This window comes from Rhodococcoides corynebacterioides NBRC 14404 (genome assembly GCF_001894765.1).
In the GTDB taxonomy this organism is placed as follows: Bacteria; Actinomycetota; Actinomycetes; order Mycobacteriales; family Mycobacteriaceae; genus Rhodococcoides; species Rhodococcoides corynebacterioides.
Window position 1 is genome coordinate 79,527 of record NZ_BCWV01000009.1, and the last position, 24,830, is coordinate 104,356.

General features: G+C 69.6%; 19 protein-coding genes and 1 tRNA gene. 8 read left to right on the plus strand and 12 right to left on the minus strand.

The features are described from left to right. Positions 1-4: 4 nt before the first annotated feature. Together RC2_RS17940 and crgA are read right to left on the minus strand one after the other, a co-directional pair. Positions 5-466 carry a PH domain-containing protein gene (locus tag RC2_RS17940; protein WP_072681730.1) on the minus strand — a complete coding sequence of 154 codons (462 nt, stop codon included), beginning with the start codon at positions 464-466 and terminating at the stop codon, positions 5-7. 69 nt (positions 467-535) lie between these two features. Continuing rightward, positions 536-799 carry a cell division protein CrgA gene (gene crgA, locus RC2_RS17945; protein WP_068104391.1) on the minus strand — a complete coding sequence of 88 codons (264 nt, stop codon included), beginning with the start codon at positions 797-799 and terminating at the stop codon, positions 536-538. Between the two features lie 189 nt (positions 800-988). Between crgA and RC2_RS17950 the strand changes: the two genes are divergently transcribed. From RC2_RS17950 to RC2_RS17965, 4 genes are read left to right on the plus strand one after another with little or no spacing between them, the layout of a single operon-like run. After that, complete coding sequence (locus tag RC2_RS17950) at positions 989-1,468, plus strand: DUF2975 domain-containing protein (RefSeq protein ID WP_072681732.1); 480 nt, start codon at positions 989-991, stop codon at positions 1,466-1,468. After that, a complete protein-coding gene (locus tag RC2_RS17955) occupies positions 1,468-1,677 on the plus strand; it encodes a helix-turn-helix domain-containing protein (protein ID WP_072681733.1) in 210 nt (69 codons plus the stop codon). Before RC2_RS17950 ends, RC2_RS17955 begins: the two co-directional genes overlap by 1 nt. Continuing rightward, on the plus strand, positions 1,674-1,868 hold the full coding sequence (locus tag RC2_RS17960; protein WP_139277458.1) for a hypothetical protein: 195 nt from the start codon (positions 1,674-1,676) through the stop codon (positions 1,866-1,868). The genes RC2_RS17955 and RC2_RS17960 overlap by 4 nt, the downstream gene beginning before the upstream one ends. 9 nt (positions 1,869-1,877) lie before the next feature. Beyond that, positions 1,878-2,510: an aminodeoxychorismate/anthranilate synthase component II gene (locus tag RC2_RS17965; protein ID WP_072681736.1), complete on the plus strand. Its 633-nt coding sequence runs from the start codon at positions 1,878-1,880 to the stop codon at positions 2,508-2,510. A 30-nt stretch (positions 2,511-2,540) separates the two neighbouring features. On the opposite strand, the gene pknB is transcribed toward RC2_RS17965, so the two are convergent. The 7 genes from pknB to RC2_RS18000 all read right to left on the minus strand — a co-directional run bounded on the left by pknB (position 2,541) and on the right by RC2_RS18000 (position 12,701). Continuing rightward, positions 2,541-4,460, minus strand: a complete 1,920-nt coding sequence (pknB, locus tag RC2_RS17970) for a Stk1 family PASTA domain-containing Ser/Thr kinase (RefSeq protein WP_068153383.1) — start codon at positions 4,458-4,460, stop codon at positions 2,541-2,543. Further along, complete coding sequence (locus RC2_RS17975; protein WP_139277459.1) at positions 4,457-5,860, minus strand: serine/threonine-protein kinase; 1,404 nt, start codon at positions 5,858-5,860, stop codon at positions 4,457-4,459. The genes pknB and RC2_RS17975 overlap by 4 nt, the downstream gene beginning before the upstream one ends. An 8-nt stretch (positions 5,861-5,868) precedes the next feature. Further along, positions 5,869-7,353: a peptidoglycan D,D-transpeptidase FtsI family protein gene (locus tag RC2_RS17980; protein ID WP_068153381.1), complete on the minus strand. Its 1,485-nt coding sequence runs from the start codon at positions 7,351-7,353 to the stop codon at positions 5,869-5,871. Next, entirely contained in the window at positions 7,350-8,807 is a 1,458-nt protein-coding gene (locus RC2_RS17985) for an FtsW/RodA/SpoVE family cell cycle protein (RefSeq protein WP_068153385.1), read from the minus strand. Before RC2_RS17985 ends, RC2_RS17980 begins: the two co-directional genes overlap by 4 nt. Beyond that, on the minus strand, positions 8,804-10,384 hold the full coding sequence (locus RC2_RS17990; RefSeq protein WP_072681738.1) for a PP2C family protein-serine/threonine phosphatase: 1,581 nt from the start codon (positions 10,382-10,384) through the stop codon (positions 8,804-8,806). Before RC2_RS17990 ends, RC2_RS17985 begins: the two co-directional genes overlap by 4 nt. After that, positions 10,381-10,842 carry an FHA domain-containing protein FhaB/FipA gene (locus RC2_RS17995; protein ID WP_068106642.1) on the minus strand — a complete coding sequence of 154 codons (462 nt, stop codon included), beginning with the start codon at positions 10,840-10,842 and terminating at the stop codon, positions 10,381-10,383. The genes RC2_RS17990 and RC2_RS17995 overlap by 4 nt, the downstream gene beginning before the upstream one ends. A 194-nt stretch (positions 10,843-11,036) precedes the next feature. Then, complete coding sequence (locus RC2_RS18000) at positions 11,037-12,701, minus strand: FHA domain-containing protein (RefSeq protein ID WP_068144838.1); 1,665 nt, start codon at positions 12,699-12,701, stop codon at positions 11,037-11,039. Positions 12,702-12,938: 237 nt separating this feature from the next. On the opposite strand from RC2_RS18000, the gene RC2_RS18005 reads away from it, so the two are divergent. The 3 genes from RC2_RS18005 (at position 12,939) to RC2_RS18020 (ending at position 19,684) form a co-directional block, all read left to right on the plus strand. Continuing rightward, a tRNA-Leu gene (locus RC2_RS18005) sits at positions 12,939-13,024 on the plus strand. A 599-nt stretch (positions 13,025-13,623) separates the two neighbouring features. Beyond that, positions 13,624-18,225 carry a glutamate synthase large subunit gene (gene gltB, locus RC2_RS18015; RefSeq protein ID WP_068144832.1) on the plus strand — a complete coding sequence of 1,534 codons (4,602 nt, stop codon included), beginning with the start codon at positions 13,624-13,626 and terminating at the stop codon, positions 18,223-18,225. Continuing rightward, complete coding sequence (locus RC2_RS18020) at positions 18,218-19,684, plus strand: glutamate synthase subunit beta (RefSeq protein WP_068144831.1); 1,467 nt, start codon at positions 18,218-18,220, stop codon at positions 19,682-19,684. Before gltB ends, RC2_RS18020 begins: the two co-directional genes overlap by 8 nt. A gap of 170 nt (positions 19,685-19,854) precedes the next feature. Here the strand turns inward: RC2_RS18020 and RC2_RS18025 are convergent, their stop codons facing one another. Together RC2_RS18025 and RC2_RS18030 are read right to left on the minus strand one after the other, a co-directional pair. Continuing rightward, on the minus strand, positions 19,855-20,556 hold the full coding sequence (locus tag RC2_RS18025) for an 8-oxoguanine DNA glycosylase OGG fold protein (protein ID WP_139277460.1): 702 nt from the start codon (positions 20,554-20,556) through the stop codon (positions 19,855-19,857). A gap of 167 nt (positions 20,557-20,723) precedes the next feature. Then, entirely contained in the window at positions 20,724-22,253 is a 1,530-nt protein-coding gene (locus RC2_RS18030; protein WP_068144824.1) for an MFS transporter, read from the minus strand. 109 nt (positions 22,254-22,362) lie between these two features. Between RC2_RS18030 and RC2_RS18035 the strand changes: the two genes are divergently transcribed. Beyond that, on the plus strand, positions 22,363-23,211 hold the full coding sequence (locus tag RC2_RS18035; RefSeq protein ID WP_072681739.1) for an NAD(P)-dependent oxidoreductase: 849 nt from the start codon (positions 22,363-22,365) through the stop codon (positions 23,209-23,211). 12 nt (positions 23,212-23,223) lie between these two features. Here the strand turns inward: RC2_RS18035 and RC2_RS18040 are convergent, their stop codons facing one another. Further along, positions 23,224-24,798 carry a hypothetical protein gene (locus RC2_RS18040; RefSeq protein ID WP_068144822.1) on the minus strand — a complete coding sequence of 525 codons (1,575 nt, stop codon included), beginning with the start codon at positions 24,796-24,798 and terminating at the stop codon, positions 23,224-23,226. Positions 24,799-24,830: the final 32 nt, after the last annotated feature.

Genomic DNA, 24,830 nt, shown 5'->3' on the forward strand with positions numbered 1-24,830 from the left:
TGCATCAGCGAGAGGAGAAGCCTTCGGGCACCCACCCGGCGTCGTCGAGTTCGTCGAACACCGTCCGGGGATCCGTGCCCAGATCCCACCGGCCGAGGATCACCAGCCGTTCCGAGGCGTCGGGTTCACGGAGGTCCATCTCGATCATCGGCACCCGCCGCCCCAGGCGCGGGTACGGCACCAGACGAATGGTGTCGACGTCGCCGCGACGGTAGGTGCGCACCCCGCGCAGACCCTTGACGTTCAAGGTCTCGTCCGAGAGCGACAGTTGCGGTCGACGTCGAACTCCGACGCCGGCGAGCCCCCAGGCGCAGAGCGCCGCGAGTCCGATCAGCACCTGCCCGGGGGTGTCACCGGTGGTCATCACGGCTGCGACCAGCAGAGCCAGCCCGCCGAGCACCAGAACGACGATCAGTGCAGGCGGCGTTCCCCACGCGCGGACCGAGCCCGGGGACGATTCATCCACAGGAGTTATCCACACTGTTGATGAACAACATCGATGTCATTCGCGCGCGCACGACGTCGCCACCGCCGGTCACCGCCACTTCATCGTCATGACGAGACCGATGATCCAGAAGCCGAAACCGATGAGCAGGTTCCAGGCTCCGAGGTCCGCCATCCATCCGATGCTGTCCTGGGCGAGGTAGTACACGATGAGATACACCAAACCGAGCAACATGAAACCGAACATCACCGACAGGTACAGCGTGCTCGACGGCGCGGCCTTGACCTTGACGGGCGTGCGGTTGGTCGGATCGAGCGTGTAGTCGGTCTTCTTGCGGACCTTCGACTTCGGCATCGGACTTCCTCGGGTCTCGGTGGGGCGGGCTCGGTGGGGCGGGCTCGGTGGGGCGGGCTCGGTGGGGCGGCTGCGCGCGTTCTCACCTCGAAGAACACTCTATCGCCGTGTGCCCGCGCCCTCGGGTGGCGAGCAGGGCGCACCGGCAGGTCGATTGACAATCGATAGATCAACGTCGATAGTCGATCCATGTCGATCGAACATCGAGTGGTGCCGCTGCTGCGACTCGTTCTCGCCGTCCTGTTCGCCGTGCTGGTGTTCCTGCAGGTCTTCTCTCTGCCCGGCCAGTTCGCGCACCTCGCCGAGGAGTCACCGGCGGACGCCGGCCTTCGGTGGCCGCTCACGGCCGTGTCGATCTACTGGGTGCTCTGCGTTCAGGTCGTGGTGGTCGCCACGTGGAAGCTCCTCACCCAGGTGCAGCGGAACACGATCTTCACGACGTCGTCGCGACGGTGGGTGAATGCCATCCTCGGTGCCATCGTCGCGGCGTGGGCGGTCCTGGTGGTCGTCTTCCTGGCGGTCGGCTTCACCGCGACGGACCCGGGCCCACCGCTGCTGCTCTTCCTTCTGGTCGTGATCGTCACGGTGGCCGCCCTGCTCATGGTCGTCATGCGGGCACTGCTGCGGCAGGCCACCGACCTGCGGTCCGACCTGGACACGGTGATCTGATGCCGATCGTGGTGCGCCTCGACGTGGAGCTGGCGCGGCGCAAGATCGGTGTGGGGGAATTCGCCGAGCAGGTCGGCCTGACGCCCGCCAACCTCGCCGTGCTGAAGAACGGGCGGGCACGGGCGATCCGGTTCAGCACCCTCGAGGCGATCTGCCGGGTCCTGGAGTGTCAGCCGGGTGACCTGCTCGAGTGGGTGGAGGACGAATGAGGGTGTCGTGGATCGACGTCATGGTCACTGTCGTGGTGATGGCGATCGGCGTCGCGGCCGTGATCGCCGGCGGTGCCGACGACTCACCCGGTCTGCAGGGACTCGGTCTGATCGCGGTGGTCGGCTCGCTCGCCGTCGCGGTGCGTCGCGACCGACGACGCCGGCACGGACGGCGCCGATCCCGCGATTAGGCTGCTCGCATGCGCATCCTCGTGGTCGACAACTACGACAGCTTCGTGTTCAACCTGGTCCAGTACCTGGGTCAGCTCGGTACGCGGCCGACCGTGCTGCGCAACGACGATCCGGAGCTCCTCGACGTCGACGCCGCGGTAGCGCGGGCCGACGGCGTGCTGCTCAGTCCCGGGCCGGGAACGCCCGACCGGGCGGGCGTCACGATGGACATGGTCCAGGCGTGCGCACGGACCGTGACCCCGGTGCTCGGGGTGTGCCTCGGTCACCAGGCGATCGGAGCCTCGTTCGGCGGGGTCGTCGAGCGCGCACCCGAACTGCTGCACGGGAAGACCAGCCGGGTTCATCACTCGGGCCTGGGCGTGCTGGCCGGACTGCCGGATCCGTTCACCGCCACCCGCTACCACTCGTTGACGGTGCGCCCGGACACGATCCCGGACGAACTCGAGGTCACCGGAACCACCGAGACCGGCATCGTCATGGCCATGCGGCACCGCGAACTGCCCGTGCACGGTGTCCAGTTCCACCCCGAGTCGGTCATGACCGAGGGCGGTCACCGCATGTTGGCCAACTGGCTCGCCGTCTGCGGCGAGGGCCCGTCGGAGACGCTGGTCGGCACCCTCGAGGGCGCCGCCCGGATCTGAGGTCGGGCCGGCCCGGGCGGCCGCGCGGGATCAGATGCCGAACCGGCCGATCGAGACCCCGATCCGCGCGGTCTTCCCGAGTGCTTGTCCTACCGGAACCGCTTGCTGCTGAATGCGATTGACCTGACCGGTGTCGAGCGTCGGTACGTCCACCTGGTCGAGGTCCGACACGGTGCCCTGCCACCCGGCGGCACGCAGGGTGTCGACGGCCTGGACGGGCGTCTGTCCGGTGAGGTCCGGCACCGTGAACTGACTCCCGTTGGACACCTGCACCGTGACCGTGTCCCCTTCGCTCGTCGAGCCGCCCCCGGCCGGCGACGTCGACACGACCTCGCCTGCGGGGCGAGCCGAATCGACACTGCGGCGATCGACGACGAACCCTGCGCCGGCGAGGTTCGGTTGCGCCACCTCGATGTTCTGGCCGACCACGTCGGGCACCCGGATCTGCCGCGGACCGGATCCCAGCGTGATGCGCACGGCCGAACCCTGCACCATCGTCGACCCGCGGGCCGGCTCCTGGGAGACCACCTTGTCGATCTGGTCGCGCGGCGACGCGGCACGCTCCACGTCGGGATCGAGCGTCAGGCCCGCCTGATCGAGGGCGGCGGCCGCGGCCTCGCTGGTCAGTCCGGTCAGGGCGGGAACCTGGATCTGCTCGGGACCGGTCGAGAGTTCGAGGACCAGAGTGCTGTTCTCGTCGACGGTGGTACCCGAGACCGGCCGGGTTCCGATGACGGCACCCTCCGGCACGGTCGGATCGGTGCGCTGCTGCACATCGACGCGGAAACCCGCGTTCTCGAGGGTGGTCCGCGCGTCGTCCGCTGAGAGAGCCGAGACGTCCGGGACGGTCACCGACCGGGCGTCGGCACCCGGGCCGAGGTTCCACAGGAACACCCCGACGATGCCGACGACCACGACAGTGGCCAGAGCGGCGAGCGCGACTTTCACGCGGCTGCGGCGCCCGTCGTCCGGATCCGGCCCGGCGTGCCGACCCGACGCGCGGGTCGACGGTGCGTCGGCCGGTTCGCGGTCGGGCGCGCGCCCGGTGTCGGAGCCGCCGAAGATCGTGGTGCGGTCCTCGTCGCTCATGACGACGGGAGCACTCGGGCGCTGTCCGCCGAGGACGCGGATCAGGTCCGACCGCATGTCCGCCGCACTCTGGTAGCGGTTGGCCGGATTCTTGCTCATCGCCTTGAGGATGATGGAGTCGAGCTCCGCCGGAACGTCCTTGTTCACCGACGACGGCAGGCGCGGGTCCTCGCGCACATGCTGGTACGCCACGGCCACCGGGGAATCGCCGGTGAACGGAGGTTCGCCGGTGAGGATCTCGAAGAGCACGCAGCCCAGGGAGTAGACGTCGGACCGCGCGTCCACCTGCTCACCGCGGGCCTGCTCCGGAGAGAGGTACTGCGCGGTGCCGATGACGGCGGCGGTCTGGGTCATGGGGCTCGAGCTGTCGGCGATGGCCCGGGCGATGCCGAAGTCCATCACCTTCACCGCGCCGGCACGGTTGATCATGACGTTCGCCGGCTTGACGTCCCGGTGCACGATGCCGTTGCGATGGCTGAAGTCGAGCGCCGCACAGACATCGGCGATGACCTCCATCGCGCGCTTGGGCGCCATGGGCCCTTCGGCGCGGACGATGTCCCGCAGGGTTTCACCGTCGACGTACTCCATGACGATGTACGGCAGCGGACCCGTCTCGGTCTCGGCCTCGCCCGTGTCGTACACCGCGACGATGGCAGGATGGTTCAGTGCGGCGGCGTTCTGCGCCTCACGTCGGAACCGCAGGTAGAACGTGGGGTCGCGCGCGAGATCCTGACGCAGGACCTTGATGGCGACGTCCCGGTCCAGGCGTCCGTCCCGAGCGAGATGCACCTCGGACATACCACCGAAGCCGAGGATCTCACCCAGGTCGTACCGGGCGGACAGCTTGCGTGGCGTGGTCATCGCTGGCCCCCTCCCGGTCCGTTGCCGCCTCCCGGTCCGTTGCCGCCTCCGTTGCCGCCTCCGTTTCCACCGCCGTTGCCGATACCGCCGAGTCCGGGGATGTCGAACAGTCCGCCCGGAGTGGTCGTGGTGGTGCTCGGCGTCGTGGTCGTGGGCTCGGTGGTGGTGGGCTCGGTGGTGGTCGTCGTCGTGGTGGTCGTGGTGGTGGTCGTGGTCGTCGGCCGGGTCGTGGTGGTGGTCGGCTCGGTCGTCGTCGGCGTCGTCGTGGTGGTGGAGGTGGTCACGGGGACGGTGGGTCCGCCGCCGCTCTCGGAGAACACGAAGAGGCCGAACGCGACGATGGCCGCGAGGAGCAACAGTCCGGCCGCCGCCCACGCCAGTGCCTTCTGACCGGGCGACATGCCGCCACGATCGGGCTCCGGGTCACGCGGCGCCGCGGCCGCGTATCGACCGGCCGCGGTGCTCATCATCCGGGTGCTGCTCGGCCCTCCCGCCGAGACCGGGGGCACCACGCGAGTGGTTCCGGTGGCGGACCGGGGCGTACCCGGCGTCGGGGGCCGTCGACCGGCCCGCACGGCGGCCACCGCGTCGGCGAACTCGCCGCCGTTCGCGTACCGCGCCGCCGGGTCCTTGGTCATGGTGATCTCGACGAGCTCGCGCACCTGCGGAGGCAGATCCGCCGGCAGCGGCGGGGCGGCGTCGCGAACGTGTTTCATGGCCACCGTGAGCGCGCCGTCCCCGACGAAGGGCCGCTGGCCGGAGACCGCCTCGTATCCCACGACACCGAGGCTGTAGACGTCGGACGCCGAGGTCGCGTCCTGACCCAGCGCCTGTTCCGGCGCGATGTACTGCGCGGTCCCCATGACCATGCCGGTGCGTGTGACCGGGGAGGCGTCGACCGCCTTCGCGATGCCGAAGTCGGTGATCTTCACCGTGCCGTCGGGCGTGATCATGATGTTGCCCGGCTTGACGTCGCGGTGCACGATGCCCGCTCGGTGAGCGGCCTGCAGGGCGCGGCCCGTCTGTTCGAGCATGTCCAGGGCATGCACCAGCGGCAGCCGTCCCATGCGCCCCAGCACCGCGTTCAGCGGTTCGCCGATCACGAGTTCCATCACGAGGTAGGCCAGCGACTGGCCGCTGGGGTCACGCACCTCGCCGTAATCGAAGATGTTGGCGATGCCGGGGTGGTTGAGCAGCGCCGTCGTGCGTGCCTCGATGCGGAAGCGCTCCACGAACTCCGGATCGTCGGAGAACTCGGGCTTGAGGATCTTCACCGCGACCCGCCGATCGAGGCGATTGTCCGTCGCCTCCCACACCTGGCCCATACCGCCGGTGGCGATGAGCCGGATCAGCCGGTAGCGGTCCGCCACGAGGGCACCGTTGTTCAGTCCACCGTTCATTCCGTGGCTCACCTCCCCTGCAATCCGGCACCGAGCACGGCCCGCGCCACCGGCGCTGCGACCGACCCGCCCGTGGCCGCGAGGGCGCGGTCACCGCCGTCCTCGACGATGACGGCGATCGCGATCTTCGGATCCTCCGCGGGTGCGAAGGCGATGTACCAGGCGTGCGGCGGAGTGTTGCGCGGGTCGCTGCCGTGCTCGGCGGTACCCGTCTTCGACGCGATCTGTACTCCCGGGATCCGGCCCTCGGATCCGGAGTTGTTCTCCGCGCCGATCATCAGGTCGGTGAGGGTCCCGGCGACCTCCGGCGACACGGCCTGACCCAGCGATGTCGGCTCGGTGGTGTCGAGCGTGGACAGGTCGGGTGCCTGCAGCTGCGCGACCAGATGCGGGGCCATGCGAACACCGCGATTCGCGATGGTCGCCGCGATCTCGGCGTTCTGCAGCGGGGTCAGGGCGACGTCGCGCTGGCCGATGCTGGACTGCCCGAGCGCGGCGTCGTCCGGGATGTCCCCGACGGTGCTGGGCGCGACCGGCAGGGGCACGGACTGGCTCTCGCCGACGCCGAATGCGGTGGCGGTGTCGGACACGGCGCCCGCACCGGCGTCGATGCCGAGCTCGACGAACGCGGTGTTGCAGGACCGTGCGAAGGCCTCGCGGAGCGAGGCGGTGGCACCGCCGCCGCAGGTTGCTCCGTTGTAGTTCTCGAGGGTCGTGGACGTGCCGGGTAGCGTGATGTCGGGTGCCGCCGTCAGCTGCGTGTCGGGGTACGCGCCGTCCGCGAGGGCCGCCGCGGTGACCACCACCTTGAACGTCGACCCCGGCGGGTAGGTCTGCGAGATCGCCCGGTTCACCAGGGGATTGGTGGGGTCCTGGCTGAGCCGTTCCCAGGCCGCGGCCGTCTGCTCACCGTTGTGCGACGCCAACTCGTTGGGGTCGTAGCTCGGCGTCGAGACCATCGTGAGGATCTTGCCGGTGGACGGCTCGATGGCCACCACGGATCCGGTGTACCCCTTGCTGGTCAGCTGGTCGTAGGCCACCTGCTGCATCACGGGATCGATGGTGGTGACGACGTTGCCGCCACGGGGGTCGCGACCGGCCAACAGGTCGAAGAACCGCTTGCCGAACAACCGGTTGTCGGACCCGTTGAGGACGGGGTCCTCGGCCCGTTCGAGACCGGTGCTCGAGTAGAGCATCGAGTAGAACCCGGTGACCGGCGCGTTCGCCAGTGCGCTCGAGGGCGCCGCGGGGTTGGACGGGTAGGTGCGCAGGTACTTGTACCGATCGTCCGTCGCGACGGAGGCGGCCAGGACCTGACCGCCGCTCGAGATCTGTCCGCGCTGACGGGCGTACTCGTCCAGCAGGACGCGCGAGTTCCGAGGATCGGTCCGGAGGTCGTCGGCCTTGATCACCTGAACGTAGGTGGCGTTGGCGAGCAGCACGACGACCATGGCCATGATGCCGATCGCGACGCGGCGCAGGGGTGTGTTCACGGGCGCTTCACCACCTGGGTGGGTGCGTCACCGATCTGCGGGCCGGCGGGTCCGCGCTTCTGCGGAACGACGGGTGCGCGGGCCGCGTCGGAGATCTTGATCAGCAGGGCCACCAGGACGTAGTTGGCGAGCAGGGACGAGCCTCCGTAGGACATGAAGGGCGTGGTGAGACCGGTCAGCGGGATCAGCTTGGTCACTCCGCCCACCACGACGAACAGCTGCACGGCGATGATGACGGACAACCCGGCCGCGAGCAGTTTGCCGAAGCTGTCGCGCACGGCGAGGGCGGTGCGCACGCCGCGGAGGACGAACAGCAGGTACAACATGAGGACGGCGGCGAGCCCGATCAGGCCCAACTCCTCGCCGACGGTCGCGACGATGAAGTCGGTGTTGGCGAACGGCACCTGGGACGGACGACCGCTGCCGAGGCCGGTACCGCCCATCCCCCCGGTGGCGAGACCGAACAGCGACTGCGAGATCTGGTAGCCGGTGTCGTTGTAGTCCGCGAACGGGTCGAGCCAGGTGTCCGTGCGGATCTTGACGTGCCCGAACGTGTTGTACGCGACCACGAACCCGGCGAGCAGCAGCGCCAACCCCACGACGATCCACCCGACCCGCTCGGTGGCGATGTAGATCATCACCAGGACCGTCGAGTAGATGAGAAGCGACGTGCCGAGGTCCTTCTCGAACACGAGGACCCCGATGGAGACGATCCAGGCGACCACGATCGGACCGAGGTCGCGCGCTCGCGGCAGGTCCATGCCCAACACGTGCTTGCCGGCCGTCGTGAAGAGCTCACGCTTGGCCACCAGGACCGAGGCGAAGAAGATCAGCAACGCGATCTTGGCGAACTCACCGGGCTGAATGCTGAAGCCGGGCAGGCGGATCCAGATCTTGGACCCGTTGACCTCCGAGAGAGACGACGGCAGGACGGCGGGCAGCGCCAGGAAGAGCAGACCGCCCAGGCCGAGGGTGTAGCCGTAGCGTGCGAGCGTGCGGTAGTCGCGCACGAGGACCAGCACCGCGACGAAACACGCGATGCCGAGGGCCGTCCACAGCACCTGCTGGTTCGCGTCCGGTGACGGTGCGTCCGTTCCCAGGTATCGCGCGGATTCCTGCGCGGCCAGGTCGAGTCGGTGGATGAGCACCAGGCCGAGTCCGTTGAGCAACGCCACGATGGGCAGCAGCAGCGGGTCGGCATGGGTGGCGAACCGTCGCACCGCGGCGTGGGCCACGACGAACATCGCGAGGTACGCCAGGCCGTACTTCGCCAGGTCCCAGGTCACGGCCTGTTCCTGGCTGGCTTCGACCAGTACGAACGACAGAGTCGTGATCAGCGTCGCCGCCGCGAGGAGTGCGGCCTCGACACCCCGACGGGTGGACTGTGGCGGAGCCGGGGCGAACCCACCGGGCGGGCTGGGGAACGACGGCGAGGACTGCGAGGGTGCCGTCATCGCGTACCCACCCGGCACGTCTGGCCCACCACGGGGGTGGGGGTCGGCGTGGGCGTGATCGTCTCCGTGGGCGGGGCGGTCTCCGCGGGCGGGGCCGCCGGGTCACCCGGAGCGGGGACGTCGGTCGTGGTGGGAACGGGCGTGGTGGAGGTGGTGGTCGGCGACTCGTCGCACACCGGCAGCAGATCCGTCGACACCAGGCGAGTGACCTGGGACCGCGCGTCGGCCAGCGTGCCGGAGGGCAGGCCGGACCGCACCTGCTCACGGGCGGACGGCTGCAGGTCGTCGACACCGAGAATGCGGCAGTCGCCCGCCTCGGACGGTGACCGCAGGTCGACGGTCGCGGGCTCGGGCTCCGGCTCCGGCGCGGGTGCCGGCTCGTCGGTCGGTGCCGCGTCGGTCGGTGCCGTGTCGGTCGGTGCCCCGGGCACCGGGGCCGGCGTGGTGGTCGGCGGTGCCGTCGTGGTGGTGGCCGAGGACGCGGACTCGGTGGGCGACTCGCGCACGCATCCGATCAGGTCCACGGTCTGCAGGGAGTAGCCGAGCACCGAACCCGGCACACCGCGCATCACCGCGACGCGGCCGTCGTCCGTTCCGACGTAGTAGTTGCGCTGCAGCAGTGACCACCCGACGATGGCGCCGGCGGCGAGCAGCGCCACCAGCGCGACGGACGTCAGGATCCACCGGAGCTTGTGCGACTTCTTCTCCGGTTCCGGCGGCGGGGCCGGTGCCACGCGCTTCGGCGTCGACCGCGGCGGCCGCATCGCCGCGGCCCGACCGGCGGCGGTGTTCGGCGGCGGAGTGTCCTCTTCGTCGTCCATCGACGCCGCCCCCGCGAGAATCGGGTGCGACTGGCCGTAGTCGAGGTCGATGACGTCGGCGACGACGACGGTGACGTTGTCCGGACCGCCACTGCGCAGCGCGAGCTCGATGAGCCGGTCGGCGCACACGTCGTTCTCACCCTCGCGCAGGGTGTCCGCAATGGTCTCGCTGCTCACCACGTCGGACAGACCGTCCGAGCACAGCAGGTACCGGTCGCCCGCGCGGGCCTCGCGGACGGTCAGCGTGGGTTCGATCTCGTTGCCGGTCAACGCCCGCATGATGAGCGACCGCTGCGGGTGCGAGTGGGCCTGCTCGGCGGTGATGCGACCCTCGTCGACGAGCGACTGGACGAAGGTGTCGTCCCGCGTGATCTGGGTCAACTCGTCGTCCCGGAGAAGGTAGGCGCGCGAGTCCCCGATGTGGACCAGGCCGATCTTGCGTCCGCCGAACAGGATCGCGGTGAGCGTGGTGCCCATGCCGTCGAGCTCGGGGTCCTCCTCGACCTGCTCGGCGATCGTGGCGTTGCCCTCACGAGTCGCGCGCTCGAGCTTGCCCAGCAGATCGTCGCCGGGCTCGTCGTCGTCGAGATGCGCCAGCGCCGCGATCATCAGCTGCGAGGCGACCTCACCTGCGGCGTGACCGCCCATGCCGTCGGCGAGGGCGAGCAGGCGCGCGCCGGCGTAGACCGAATCCTCGTTGTTCGACCGGACGAGGCCACGGTCGCTGCGTGCGGCGTAGCGGAGAACGAGGGTCACGGGCGCAACTCGATCACGGTCTTGCCCACGCGCACGGGGGTTCCGAGCGGGACACGCACCGCCGTGGTCACCTTCACGCGATCCAGGTACGTGCCGTTGGTCGACCCGAGGTCCTCGACGTACCAGTCGCTGCCGCGCGGCGACAGACGGGCATGGCGGGTGGATGCGTAGTCGTCGGTGAGCACCAGCGTGGAATCGTCCGCCCGCCCCATGAGCACCGGCTGCGTGCCGAGGGTGATGCGGGTACCGGCGAGGGAACCCTGGGTGACCACCAGGTACTTGGCCACCTTCTGCTTCCGGCCCGGCAGCGACACCGGCGTCTTCCGCGAGCGAGGGGGAACGCGAAGCCCGGACGCGGCGTAGATGTCCGAGCGCAGGGTGCGCAGGACGGCCCACACGAACAGCCACAGCACCACCAGGAAACCCGCACGCGTGAGTTGCAGAACGAGACCTTGCACAGCGATCACCTCCTCGTTCCACCGGTGGATCGGCCGACGGAGTGCCGTCGGCGCGAGCGACGTCGACGACGGTGCGTCGACACGGACGTTCCGGCGCACGCGTCACGTGTGCCATCTCGCAGCATCATAGGGGCAGGGGGTGACAGCGAGGTCATACGCGCACCGCGACGCGGTGGCGCTCCCCGTGCACCGGATCAGACGATGCGCACCAGGATCTCCGAGTGACCGGCCCGCACGACGTCGCCGTCCGCGAGCTGCCAGTCCTGCACGGGGGAACCGTTGACCGTGGTGCCGTTGGTGGAGCCGAGGTCCGACAACGTCGCCACGTGACCGTCCCAGCGCACCTCGAAGTGACGACGCGACACTCCGGTGTCGGGCAGACGGAAGTGGGCGTCCTGACCGCGGCCGACGATGTTGGCGCCGTCGCGCAACTGGAACTGTCGCCCACTGCCGTCCTCGAGCGACAGGGTCGCGGTCGCCGTCCCGGCGGGGACGTCGTGCAGGTCGGGAGCCCGATAGCCCTGCGTGGACGGGCCGGCGTACCCGGCGTCGTGACCGGCAGCAGCGGCGCCGTAGGCCCGCGAGTCGGCTGCGGACGGATCGTAGGGCGCCCGGCCGTAGGCCTGCTGGTCGTAGCCCGGCTGGTCGTAACCCGGCTGGTCGTAGGCCGGCTGGTCGTACGCCGGTCGTGCGTCGTAACCCTGCTGGTCGGGGCGACCGTAGGCGCGCGGGTCGGGTCCCGGGCGGCCGTAGCCGCCGTTGTCGTAGGCGCCCCGCCCGTAACCGCGGTCGTCGTACGCACCCTGGCCGTAGCCACGGTCGTCGTACCCGCCCTGGCCGTAGCCACGCTGGTCGTGCCCCGCCTGCTCGTAGCCCGGCTGATATCCGCCCTGGCCGTAGCCGCGCTGGTCCTCCTGCGGGGGGCGGCCCGGCGGGTATCCGCCCTGGCCGTACCCGCCGGGGCCGTACCCGCCCGGCCCGTAGCCGCGCTGGTCGTCCTCCCGATATCCGCCCGGCTGGTACCCACCCGGCTGGTATCCACCGGACTGGTATCCGCCGGGGCCGGGGCCACCCTGATATCCGGCCTGACCGTACTGCGGGTCGTAGCCGCCACGGCTCTCTCCGCGATCGTCCCGCCCGCGGTCGCCCCCGGGTCCATCGGCGCGCTCGGCCTGGTCGGCGTTCGGTGCACCGTAGGGCGCCACCGGGCCGCGGGGACGTGCGTCCGCCGCGGGGCGACCGGGGTAGCCGGCCGGCGGGCGAACGCGGTTCTCCGACTCCGCACCCGACGCGGTCTCGCCCGGGTAGGCGCTGCCGTTGCGTGGGCCGTGAGCGACGGATCCGGCCTCGCGGTCGGGCTCGTCGCCCTCGGTGCGATTCCCGGGATTCTGAGTCATGGAGACGGCTCCTGATGTCGACGGGGTGGGGCGGTGGGATCGGTCTCGAGTCTGACGTGCGGCGGCGGCGGGGCCACGATCGGTCCCCGCATCCGGGTTCACGCGACCGGCGGTGCGGAACTGGCCGGTATGGAGGGACTGTGCGGCCTCGAAGTGGACGGCCACGGCACCGTAGGTCTGCCACCCCTGCTCGGAGATGTAGTCCTGCAGGTGGCGCGAGAAGGCGCGGGTGGTCAGATCCTGATCGGAGGCGAGGCGCTCGTGATCGGACGGGCTGATGGTGATGACGAAGTCGTTGGGCGCGAGCACGTGACCACCGTCGAGGGTGCGCACACCGCTCAGGGCCTCTTGCCGCAGCGCGGCTTCGACCTCCGCCGGCACGACGCCGCCGCCGAACACGCGGGCGAAGGCGTCGCCGACGGCACTCTGCAGTTTGCGCTCGAACCGCTGAACCACTCCCACGTCACCCTCCTTCGTTCGTGCGTCGGACCTCGTGTGTCGGACGTGCCCCGACCGATTCTGCTTCGGACACGGCTGCGTGTCCCGGCGGTCCGGGACGGCACAGTCATGCTATACGCCGAAATCCGTCGACCGACCCGGCCGCGACCTCGAGAAACGGGCGAACGGTCCGGACGGACCGCCGCGGCTCCGGCGATTTCGGCCCGCGACGACGGCCGTGCTACCGTTCTCGGGTCGCTCGGGCGAGTGGCGGAATGGCAGACGCGCTGGCTTCAGGTGCCAGTGTCCTTCGGGACGTGGGGGTTCAAGTCCCCCTTCGCCCACCACGCTGGCCGTAGCTGATCTCCATCGCTGCGGCCAGTAGTCGTTTCACGGGCCGTTGATCGTCGCTCTCCTGCCCTTCTCTCTGTTGCGCCCGGTGTCGTCCCGGTATCGTCGGCGTTGCGTGATCGTGTCCTCACCCGCTCGACGGCGAGCCGTGCAGACCGTGTCGGCCGCCCCGGCCGCCGACATCGACGGGTGGACCGGAACGGTCACGACGCCGTGCAACGACGCCCGGCGGCCCACGTACCGTCGTAGCTTTCGACGTCGTCGCAGGTGAGGGCCGTGAAGGTAACCCTCGTTTGTGAGTTCGTCGGGGTGCTGACCTATCGTTTTCCTCGCGGGGTGGACCCACAAGCACTCCCCCCTGCCCGGAAACACCCGGTCGATCGTCGGCGCGCTGCTCGAGCACCATCATCGAGCGGTGCGTTCGGGTCGGCCGACAGCCCGATCCGAGTGTGTGTTCAACGGCGAACCCGCTCTCGAACCGCCCCGCGGCGGCTCCCGATCGCCCCGTGCGCTCCTTCTCGTCTCGACGAGCGTGCCGGCGGAGTCCAGGACGACGACGCGGATTCTGGCTCGACTCGCAGTGAGGCAAGACACCATGCAGATTCCCGGTCACCGGTACCCAGCAGCACGGGGCCTCTACGACCCCGCCCACGAACACGACTCCTGTGGTGTCGCGTTCGTCGTCGACATGTACGGCCGTCGCAGCCGCGACATCGTCGACAAGGCGATCACCGCACTGGTCAATCTCGAACACCGCGGCGCGGCGGGCGCCGAGCCGAACACCGGTGACGGCGCGGGCATCCTGATCCAGGTGCCCGACGCGTTCTACCGCGCGGTCGTGGACTTCGAGCTGCCCGCCGAGGGTGCCTACGCCACCGGCATCGCCTTCCTCCCGCAGGCACGCGCCGCGGTGCAGGAAGCGGTCGCCGGTGTCGAGCGCATCGTCGTCGAGGAGGGCCTCGAGGTCCTCGGTTGGCGCACCGTCGAGACCGACGACACGTCGCTGGGCGCTCTGGCCCGCGACGCGATGCCCACGTTCCGCCAGATCTTCGTGGCCGCACCGGATCGGTCGCTCAGCGGACTGGACCTCGAGCGCCGGGCCTTCGTCGCCCGCAAGCGCGTCGAGCACGAGCTGGGGACCGAGGGCCCCGGCAAGGACGGCCCCGGCCGCGAGTCGGTGTACTTCCCGTCGCTGTCCCCGTCGACGATCGTCTACAAGGGCATGCTGACGACGCCTCAGCTCAAGGGCTTCTACCTGGACCTGCAGGACGAGCGCGTCGAGAGCGCCCTGGGTCTGGTGCACTCCCGCTTCTCCACCAACACGTTCCCGTCGTGGCCGCTCGCGCACCCGTTCCGTCGTGTCGCGCACAACGGTGAGATCAACACCGTCACCGGCAACGAGAACTGGATGCGCGCCCGGGAAGCGCTGATCGACTCGGACGCCTTCGGCGGACGAGAGAAGCTCGACGCGATCTTCCCCGTGTGTACGCGCGGTGCGTCCGACACCGCTCGGTTCGACGAGGTGCTCGAGTTCCTGCACCTGGGCGGCCGCAGCCTGCCGCACGCGGTGCTGATGATGATCCCGGAGGCCTGGGAGCACCACGAGACCATGGACCCCGCCCGCCGGGCGTTCTACCAGTTCCACTCGACGCTGATGGAGCCGTGGGACGGCCCCGCGTCGGTGTGCTTCACCGACGGCACCGTCATCGGTGCCGTGCTCGACCGCAACGGCCTGCGTCCGTCGCGTCTGTGGGTCACCGACGACGGTCTGGTCGTCATGGCGTCCGAGGTCGGCGTGCTCGACATCGAGCCGTCGCGCATCGTGAAGAAGGTCCGTCTGCAGCCCGGCCGCATGTTCCTCGTGGACACCGCGCAGGGCCGCATCGTCAGCGACGACGAGATCAAGGACGAGCTCGCGGCCGAGCACCCGTACCAGGAGTGGCTGGACGAGGGACTGCTCGCGGTCGACGAGCTGCCCGAGCGTCCGCACGTGCACATGTCGCACGACCGGGTGCTCATCCGCCAGCAGATCTTCGGATACACCACCGAGGAGCTGAACGTCCTGCTCGCTCCCATGGCGAAGACGGGCGCCGAGGCCATCGGCTCGATGGGCACCGACACCCCCGTCGCGGTGCTCTCGGCTCGCCCGCGCATGCTCTTCGACTACTTCTCGCAGTTGTTCGCGCAGGTGACCAACCCGCCGCTCGACGCCATCCGTGAGGAAGTGGTGACCAGCCTCGGCGGCACCATCGGTCCGGAGCGCGATCTGCTGCAGCCCACCGCCGAGGCGTGCCGCCAGATCGTGCTGCACTCCCCGATCCTGCACAACGACGAGCTGTCCAAGCTCGTCCACATCAACGACGACGGCAACCTCGACGAGCTGCGCTCGGTGGTCGTTCGCGGCCTGTACCCGGTCGCCGAAGGCGGTGAAGGACTGCGTCGTTCGCTCGAGATCATCCGCAAGCAGGTGTCCGCGGCCATCGCCGGCGGCGCCCGCATCGTCATCCTCTCGGACCGGGAGTCCAACGAGAAGCTGGCGCCGATCCCGTCGCTGCTGCTCACCTCGGCGGTCCACCACCACCTGGTGCGGGAGAAGACGCGCACCAAGGTGGGTCTGATCGTGGAGGCCGGTGACGCGCGCGAGGTGCACCACATGGCCACGCTCGTGGGATTCGGTGCGGCCGCGGTCAATCCGTACATGGCCTTCGAGTCCATCGAGGACATGATCGAGCGCGGCAACCTGCAGGGTGTCGAGTACGACACCGCCGTGCGCAACTACATCAAGGCCGCCGGCAAGGGCGTGCTGAAGGTGATGTCCAAGATGGGCATCTCCACGCTGGCGTCGTACACCGGTGCGCAGCTGTTCCAGGTCATCGGTCTCTCGCAGGATCTGATCGACGAGTACTTCCACGGCGTCACCTCGCCGCTCGGCGGTATCGACCTCGACCAGATCGCCGCGGACGTGGCCGCCCGTCACGGAGTCGCCTACCTGGACAACAAGTTCGAGCGTGCACACCGCGAGCTCGAGACCGGTGGCGAGTACCAGTGGCGCCGCGAGGGCGAGTACCACCTGTTCAACCCGGACACCGTGTTCAAGCTCCAGCACGCGACGCGCACCGGGCAGTACCGCGTGTTCAAGGAGTACACGCAGATGGTGGACGACCAGTCGGAGCGGCTGGCGTCGCTGCGCGGGTTGTTCCGCTTCCGCACCGAGGGCCGGAGCCCGATTCCCATCGACGAGGTGGAGTCGGCGCGCGAGATCGTCAAGCGCTTCTCCACCGGCGCGATGAGCTACGGCTCGATCTCCGCCGAGGCGCACGAGACGCTCGCCATCGCCATGAACCGCCTCGGTGGTCGGTCGAACTCCGGTGAGGGCGGCGAGGACGTCGCACGCTTCACGCCGGACGAGAACGGCGACTCGCGTCGGTCGGCCATCAAGCAGGTCGCGTCGGGGCGCTTCGGCGTCACGTCGAACTACCTGACCAACTGCACCGACATCCAGATCAAGATGGCGCAGGGAGCCAAGCCCGGTGAGGGCGGCCAGCTTCCGGCGCACAAGGTGTACCCGTGGGTGGCCGAGGTTCGGCACTCCACGCCGGGCGTGGGTCTGATCTCGCCGCCCCCGCACCACGACATCTACTCGATCGAGGATCTCGCGCAGCTGATCCACGACCTGAAGAACGCGAACCCGTCGGCCCGCATCCACGTCAAGCTCGTCTCCGAGATCGGGGTGGGCACGGTTGCCGCCGGCGTGTCGAAGGCCCACGCGGACGTCGTCCTCATCTCGGGTCACGACGGCGGGACGGGCGCGACACCGCTCACCTCCGTCAAGCACGCGGGTGCGCCGTGGGAGCTCGGCCTGGCCGAGACCCAGCAGACGTTGCTGCTCAACGGACTTCGCGATCGCATCGTGGTCCAGGTCGACGGTCAGCTCAAGACCGGCCGCGACGTCATGGTCGCCGCTCTGCTCGGTGGTGAGGAGTTCGGTTTCGCCACTGCGCCGCTGGTGGTGTCGGGCTGCATCATGATGCGCGTCTGCCACCTCGACACCTGCCCGGTGGGCGTGGCGACGCAGAACCCGGTGCTGCGCAAGCGGTTCGCGGGTCAGCCGGAGTTCGTCGAGAACTTCTTCCTCTACATCGCCGAGGAGGTCCGGGAGTACCTGGCCGAGTTCGGTTTCCGCACGCTCGACGAGGCAGTCGGCCAGGTCGGCCTGCTCGACACCACCGCGGCCAAGGAGCACTGGAAGGCGTCGAAGCTCGACCTGTCGCCGATCCTGGACCAGCCCGAGTCGGCGTTCATGAACCAGGACCTGTACTGCACGGGCACCCAGGATCATTCGCTGGACAAGGCGCTGGACCAGCAGCTCATCACCCAGAGCCGTGAGGCACTGGATTCGGGCGAGAAGGTGCAGTTCACCACGCGCATCACCAACGTCAACCGCACGGTGGGCACGATGCTCGGCCACGAGCTGACCAAGAAGTACGGTGCCGACGGCCTGCCCGACGACACCATCGACATCACCTTCACCGGGTCCGCCGGCAACAGTTTCGGCGCGTTCGTGCCCAAGGGCATGACGCTGCGACTCGAGGGTGACGCGAACGACTTCGTCGGCAAGGGTCTGTCCGGTGGTCGGATCGTCGTGCGCCCGTCGCGCGACGCCAATCCGGACTTCGTCGCCGAGAACAACATCATCGCCGGCAACGTCATCCTCTTCGGTGCCACCGAGGGCGAGGCGCTGATCCGCGGTGTCGTCGGCGAGCGATTCGCGGTGCGCAACTCCGGTGCCACGGCCGTCGTCGAGGGTGTGGGTGACCACGGGTGCGAGTACATGACCGGTGGCAAGGTGGTCATTCTCGGCGAGACCGGACGCAACTTCGGTGCCGGCATGTCCGGCGGCGTGGCGTTCGTGTTCGATCCGAACTCGACGTTCGAGGCCAACCTCAACACCGAACTGGTGGACATCGAAACCCTCGAGGGCGACGAGTTCGCGTGGCTCAAGGACGCGGTCACCCGTCATCGCGACCAGACCGGATCCGAGGTCGCCGAGCGCATCCTCGCCGACTGGTCGCAGCAGGTGAATCACTTCGTCAAGGTGATGCCGCGGGATTACAAGAAGGTACTGCTCGCCATTTCCGAAGCCGAGAAGAACGGCGCCGACGTGGACGAGGCGATCATGGAGGCAGCTCGTGGGTGACCCGCAGGGATTTCTGAAGAACACGTCCAGGGAACTGCCGAAGCGGCGTCCCGTCGACCTGCGTCTGATGGACTGGAAAGAGGTCTACGAGGACTTCTCGACGGACACGCTGCGGACCCAGGCGAGCCGCTGCATGGACTGCGGTATCCCGTTCTGCCACAACGGGTGTCCCCTGGGGAACCTCATTCCCGAGTGGAACGACCTGGTGTACAAGGACCGGTGGCGCGAGTCCATCGACCGCCTGCACGCCACCAACAATTTCCCGGAGTTCACCGGGCGGCTGTGCCCGGCGCCGTGCGAGGCGTCGTGCGTCCTGGGCATCAATCAGGATCCGGTGACCATCAAGCAGGTCGAGGTCGAGATCATCGACCGGGCCTTCGACGAGGGATGGGTTCAGCCCGTCTACCCGACCTACCTCACCGGCAAGACGGTGGCGGTGGTCGGCTCGGGACCGGCGGGACTCGCTGCCGCGCAGCAGCTCACGCGCGCCGGCCACACCGTGACGGTCTTCGAGCGGGCCGACCGCATCGGCGGGTTGCTCCGGTACGGCATCCCCGAGTTCAAGATGGAGAAGCGGCACATCGACCGCCGCATCGCGCAGATGGAGGCCGAGGGCACCATCTTCCGCACCGGGGTGAACGTCGGTGTCGACATCACGGCGGCGGAGCTGCGGTCGCAGTTCGACGCCGTGGTCCTCTCCGGCGGTGCCACCAAGGCTCGTGACCTGGAGGTGCCCGGCCGCGAGTACGGCGGCATCCACCAGGCCATGGAGTTCCTGCCGTGGGCCAATCGCGTGCAGCTCGGCGACGACGTCACCGACGCCAATGGCCAGCCGCCCATCACCGCGCGCGGCAAGAAGGTCGTCATCATCGGCGGCGGCGACACCGGCGCGGACTGCCTGGGCACCTCGCACCGTCAGGGTGCGGCCAGCGTCCACCAGTTCGAGATCATGCCGCGCCCGCCCGAGGAGCGCGCCGATTCCACCCCGTGGCCGACGTACCCGTTGGTGTACCGGGTGTCGTCCGCGCACGAGGAGGGCGGCGAGCGGGTCTTCTCGGTCAACACCGAGAAGTTCACCGGCGAGAACGGCATCGTCACCGGGCTCGACGCGCACGAGGTCGAGTTCAAGGACGGTCGCTTCCACAAGGTGGAGGGATCCGACTTCCACCTCGAGGCCGATCTGGTGCTGCTCGCCATGGGCTTCACCGGCCCGGAGAAGCCCGGCCTGCTCACCGACCTCGGTGTGAACCTCAACGAGCGCGGCAACGTCGCCCGCACGGACAAGTGGAACACCAACGTCGAGGGCGTCTTCGTGGCCGGAGACATGGGCCGTGGCCAGTCCCTGATCGTGTGGGCCATCGCCGAGGGTCGCTCCGCCGCCTCGGCCGTGGACAGCTTCCTCATGGGCAAGACCGCCCTGCCGGCACCGATCACGCCGACGCAGATGGCGCAGCGCTAGTCGGAACCACCCCCGTCGGCACCCCCACCCGTCACGGGAGGGGGTGCTGACGTGTGTCCGGGGGTGTTCGGCGCGAGTTCTCCCACACGATCGCGCCGATTTCCGCGAATCCGCGGACCGCGCGCCGATCGTGTGGAAAAAGTCGCGGGCGTCAGGCGGCGGGCACACGCTCAATTCACTGCGACCGCGCCGTCAGCACGGTTCAGTCGGAAGATTCGCTCCTCGACCTGGACTGCGGACAGACCGGCCGCCGATCCCCATGCCCGTAGCGTGTCGACGTACCACTCGTAGTCGACGGTTCGGCCCGTTCGTAGACGAACGTCGGAGTTCCGGTGCAGCCACCGAATGACGATCGCGTCGAGGATCGGTGCAGCAGTATCGGATTCGTGATCACCGCGGGCACTCGCGAAACACAGCCACTTCGTGAAGAAGGCGGGTCCGAGACCCCATAGCGCCCCTTCGTTCGCCATGTATCGGTAGCCCTCCACAGGTCCGTCCCCCCGCACGTGGTCGACCGACGCACGGAGTTTGTCCACCACGTCGGTGGAAAGTTCGTGCTCCAAGGGGCGCCGGCGGCCTCCGGTGAGGATGCGCGCTGTTCGGAACGGGCCGTAGCCGGACTTTCCGTGACCCCAGATCATTGCCACGACGAACGCTGCAGCTACATCGCTGTCGATCAGCCCGTCCACAGTTGTGGCCACGTGGGCCCGGTCCACACGGTCGGGCAGCGCATCCATGGCGTCCAGGACACCGGGCATGCGTACGAACCATCTGCTCCAGCTAGGCCGGGAGAACGCGAAGGCCCGTTGCTGGGGAAGGCCGGAGGTGAGAAGCGGAACGAGCGCATCGGGCACCGGCGGAATTGATGTCATTCCGCCATTCTCGGTTCCGATCCCGACCGACAGGTACTTTTCGCCGGATCGCGCCAGGCGTGGGCACCGCAGTTTTGGTGCCGTCGGCGCGAGTTCTCCCACACGATCGCGCCGATTTCCGCGAATCCGCGGACCGCGCGCCGATCGTGTGGGAAAAGTCGCGGGCGTCAGGCGGCGGGCACGCGCTCCGGGTCGGGGGCGCTGCTGCGAGCCCGGCGGAACAGGAAGGCCGAGGCCAGCCCCGCGACCACGAGCATGCCGACGGTGGCGCCGGCGGCGGCGACCATACCGTCGACGTACGCGTCGCGGGCGCGGTCGGCCACGTCCGATCCCGTGGTCGGATCCGACAGCACGCCGGCGAGGGTGCTGTTCGGTGCGACGTCGCCGCCCAGCGCCAGGCGGTAGGTGGCGAGGTTGATCGATCCGAGGACCGCGATGCCCAGGGCGCCGCCGAGTTCCGCGCCGGTCTCGGAGACGGCGCCCGCGGCCCCGGCCTTCTCGGGTGCGGCGGTGGCCAGCACGCGGTCCGAGCCGAGGGTGGTGCCCGTTCCGACGCCGAGCGAGGCGATCACCATGCCGCACAGCAGGATGGCCAGAGCGGCCCCGGTGGTCACCGACGTCGGCAGCCCGACCAGGCCGACCACCGCCGCGCCCACGGCGGCGACGGAGATGGACCCGAGCAGGATCACCGACGGCGGCCGTCGCTTCATGACGAACGGCGCCGTGAGCGAGGCGATCGCGGTCGCGACGGCCGGGATCAGCGACCACAGTCCGGCCTCGAGGGTGCTGAATCCCATGACCAGCTGCAGGAACTGCGAGAGCAGCAGGTTGAACCCGGCGATGACGAAAACGGACACCAGGATCACGATGACGGCCACCGAGAACGCGGGATTGCGGAACAGCGGGAAGTCGATGATCGGGTGGGTGCTCGCGCGTTGGCGGCGGACGAACCACGTGCCGACGGCGGCGGCGACCACGAGTGCCGCCCCGGCCTGCCAGTCGGCGCCGTCCTGTGCGGTGTGCTTGAGAGCGAAGACGAGAGCCAGCATGGTCACGATCGACCCTGCGACGGCGAGCAGATCGAACCGCCCGGGGTCGGGGTTCTTCGCCTCGGGCAGGATCAGCGGCGCCGCGACGAGCAGCAGGGCCATGATCGGCAGGTTGATCAGGAACACCGATCCCCACCAGAAGTGCTCGAGCAGGAATCCGGCGACCACCGGACCGAAGGACCCACCGCCGGCGAATCCGGCCGTCCACACGCCGACGGCCATGCCGCGCTGCACCGGGTCGACGAACAACTTGCGCAGCAGGGACAGCGTCGACGGCGCGAGGGTGGCGCCGCCGATGCCCAGCAGCACGCGGGAGGCGATGAGCTGTTCGGGATTCTGCGAGAACGCGGCCAGCACGGACGCCACGCCGAAGACGACCGACCCGATCATGAGCAGACGGCGAGTGCCGATGCGGTCACCCAGTGAGCCCATGGTGACCAGGAGGCCGGCCAGCATGAAGCTGTAGATGTCGAGGATCCACAGCTGCTCGGCGCTGCTCGGCTGCAGGTCGACGGTGAGCGACGGCAGGGCCAGGTAGAGCACCGACATGTCCATCGACACCACCAGGATGGGCATGACGAGGACGGCCAGTCCCACCCACTCCCGAAGCCCGGCTCGGGGTGAAGCAGTGGTGTGTGGGCTGGTCATGCGTGGTCCTTACCGTCAGTCACGATTGATCTCGACCCTCGATGGGAACACACCGGCACGGGCGGGACGAAATGCGTCGTCGTCATCGTGAGGGAGGTCGCACGTGCGAGTGGCAGTGATCGGAACCGGCACCATGGGCGCGGGCATGGCCGCGTCGATCCTGCGGGCGGGCCACGACGTGTCCGTCTGGAACCGTACCGCGGAGCGCACGACGGATCTCGTGAATTCCGGGGCGCGGGGGTCCACCGACCCGACGGACTGTGTGCGCGACGCCGACGTGGTCGTCACGATGCTGTACGACGAGGCGGCCACCGCCGACGCCGCGGCCGCGTTCCTGCCCGCGATGCGCGACGGCGCGGTGTGGATGCAGAGCGCCACCGTCGGGCCGGCGGGAGCGGTGCGGTTGGCCGACCTGGCTGCCCGGCACGGCGTCGCGACGCTGGACGCGCCCGTTCTGGGCACCAAGGCCCCGGCCGAGCAGGGCACGCTCACCGCGCTGATCTCCGGCCCCGATTCGCTCCTCGAGACCGTGCGGCCGGTCGTGGAGGCCATCGCCGTGAAGACGGTGTCGGCGGGCACGGAGCCCGGTGCGGCCAGCGCCCTCAAGCTCGCGTGCAATGCGATGGTGGCGACCCTGACGGCCGCCACCGCGCAGTCGGTGGCCATCGCGCGTCACCTCGGCGTCGATCCGACGCTCTTCCTGCAGGCACTCGACGGCGGCCCCATCGGTGCGCCCTACACGCAGCTCAAGGGGACCGCGATGATCGAGCGCGAGTTCACCCCGTCGTTCGGGGTGGACGGTGTGGTCAAGGATCTCGACCTCATGATCGACGCGACCGACACCTCGGCGGGGCGGTTGCTCGGCGCGGTCCGGGCGGCGTTCGCCGACGCGAGCGATCGCGGCCACGGATCGGACGACATGGCGTCGGTGATCGACGCGTTCGCACCGCCCGCCTGAACCACGGGCGGCTCAGGCGCCGGCGTAGGCCCGGTCGTCGACGGTGTCGGCCGGGTGCGACCGGGCCACGACGGACCAGACGATGCCGGCGACTCCGAGCAGTGCCACCGTGACGACGACGGCGAGCCACCCGGTGGCGTCCATGGCGTCGGCCCCGATGCGATCGAGGCCGGTGGCGAGCCATCCGACGGGCGTGAACGAGGCGAGTCGACCGAAGACGGGGCTGTCGGGAGCGGCGACGAGTGCCGCGCCGGCCACCGCGAGCTGAACGAGCAGCGCCACGAGGTTCACGGACTGTCCGACGGCGCGACCGAACGCCATCTGCACCGCACCGGCGGCCGCGACGAAAGCGGCCGCGGACAGCAGCAGGAACGCGACGCCGCCGACGAGGGTCCCGACGGATCGGCCGTCGCCGACCAGCCAGTAGACGAGCGAGGCGGCCGCGGCGATGCCGACGACGGCCACCACGGGCACCACGCGAGCTCCCGGTCGGAGGCGACGCAGCAGGCTCACCGCGGCGACGGCGGCCACCGCGACGAGTGCTGCGATGACGTAGTAGGTGGCGGTGTCCCGGCTCGAGGCGACGACGGTGGTCGAGACGGTGCCGTCGTCGGACGTCGTGGTGGTCGCGGTGACGTTGGTCGCGCCGGGCAGCGACGACGAGGCGTTGCGTACGCCGTTCTGCAGGCTGGTCACCACGCCCTCGATGGGTTCGATGCCGGAGGAGAGCTGGTCGGTTCCCGCGCGCAGTTGCTTGCCGCCGTCGTCGAGCTGGACCAGGCCGTCGCGCAGTTGCACCGAGCCGGTGGCCAGCTGGTTCGAGCCGTCGACCGCCGTGGCGACGCCGGTGACGAACTCGCTGGACGGGTCGCTCAGCTGGTAGGCGAGCAACTCGGCGCCGTCGCGCAGCTGGTTGATCTGCGAGACCGTGTCGGGGCCGAGGCCCTGGGCGTTCAGGGTGTCGATCAACTCGCGGAGCTGACGGGCGGCGTCGGTGGTGATGGGGTTGTTCAGCGTCTCGATCCGGTTCGCGACGTCGGCGATGGCCGCCGTGGCGGTTGCCTGCTTCTCACCGAGGGCGAGCAGGGGTGTCGTCAGTTGGTTCACTCCGCCGCTGATCTGCGTGGCACCGTCACCGAGCTGGACGACCCCGCCCTGGAGCTGACCGAGACCACCGGCGAGCTGGGCGTTGCCGTCCGCGAGCTGCTGGGCACCGTCGCGGGCCTGCCCCAGCCCGTCGGAGAGCTGGTTCACCCCACCCGAGAGGAGGGGCGCGCCGTCGGTGAGCTGGGTCAGCCCGCCCGAGAGGAGGCTGAGCGGCAGCTGGGTCTGCGTCAGCGCCGAGCGCGTCTTCGCGAGGGGGTCCGCACCGGGCTGCGCGGCGGAATCGTCACCGCTCTCGCCGTCCGCCGCCGCGGTGGTGGACGTGCTCGAGGACGCGACGGGATCGACGTCGTGCCCGCTGGCCACGGCATACCCGCCGACGACCAGCAGCGGAAGGACGATCACGAGAAGCGCCACGAGAGGCCGGGACAGGACGGCGAGCGGGCCGGACCGCGGCGCGCCGTGCGCGGAGGGAGCAGACATAGTAGGGCTCAGGCTAACGGCCCCGACGGACC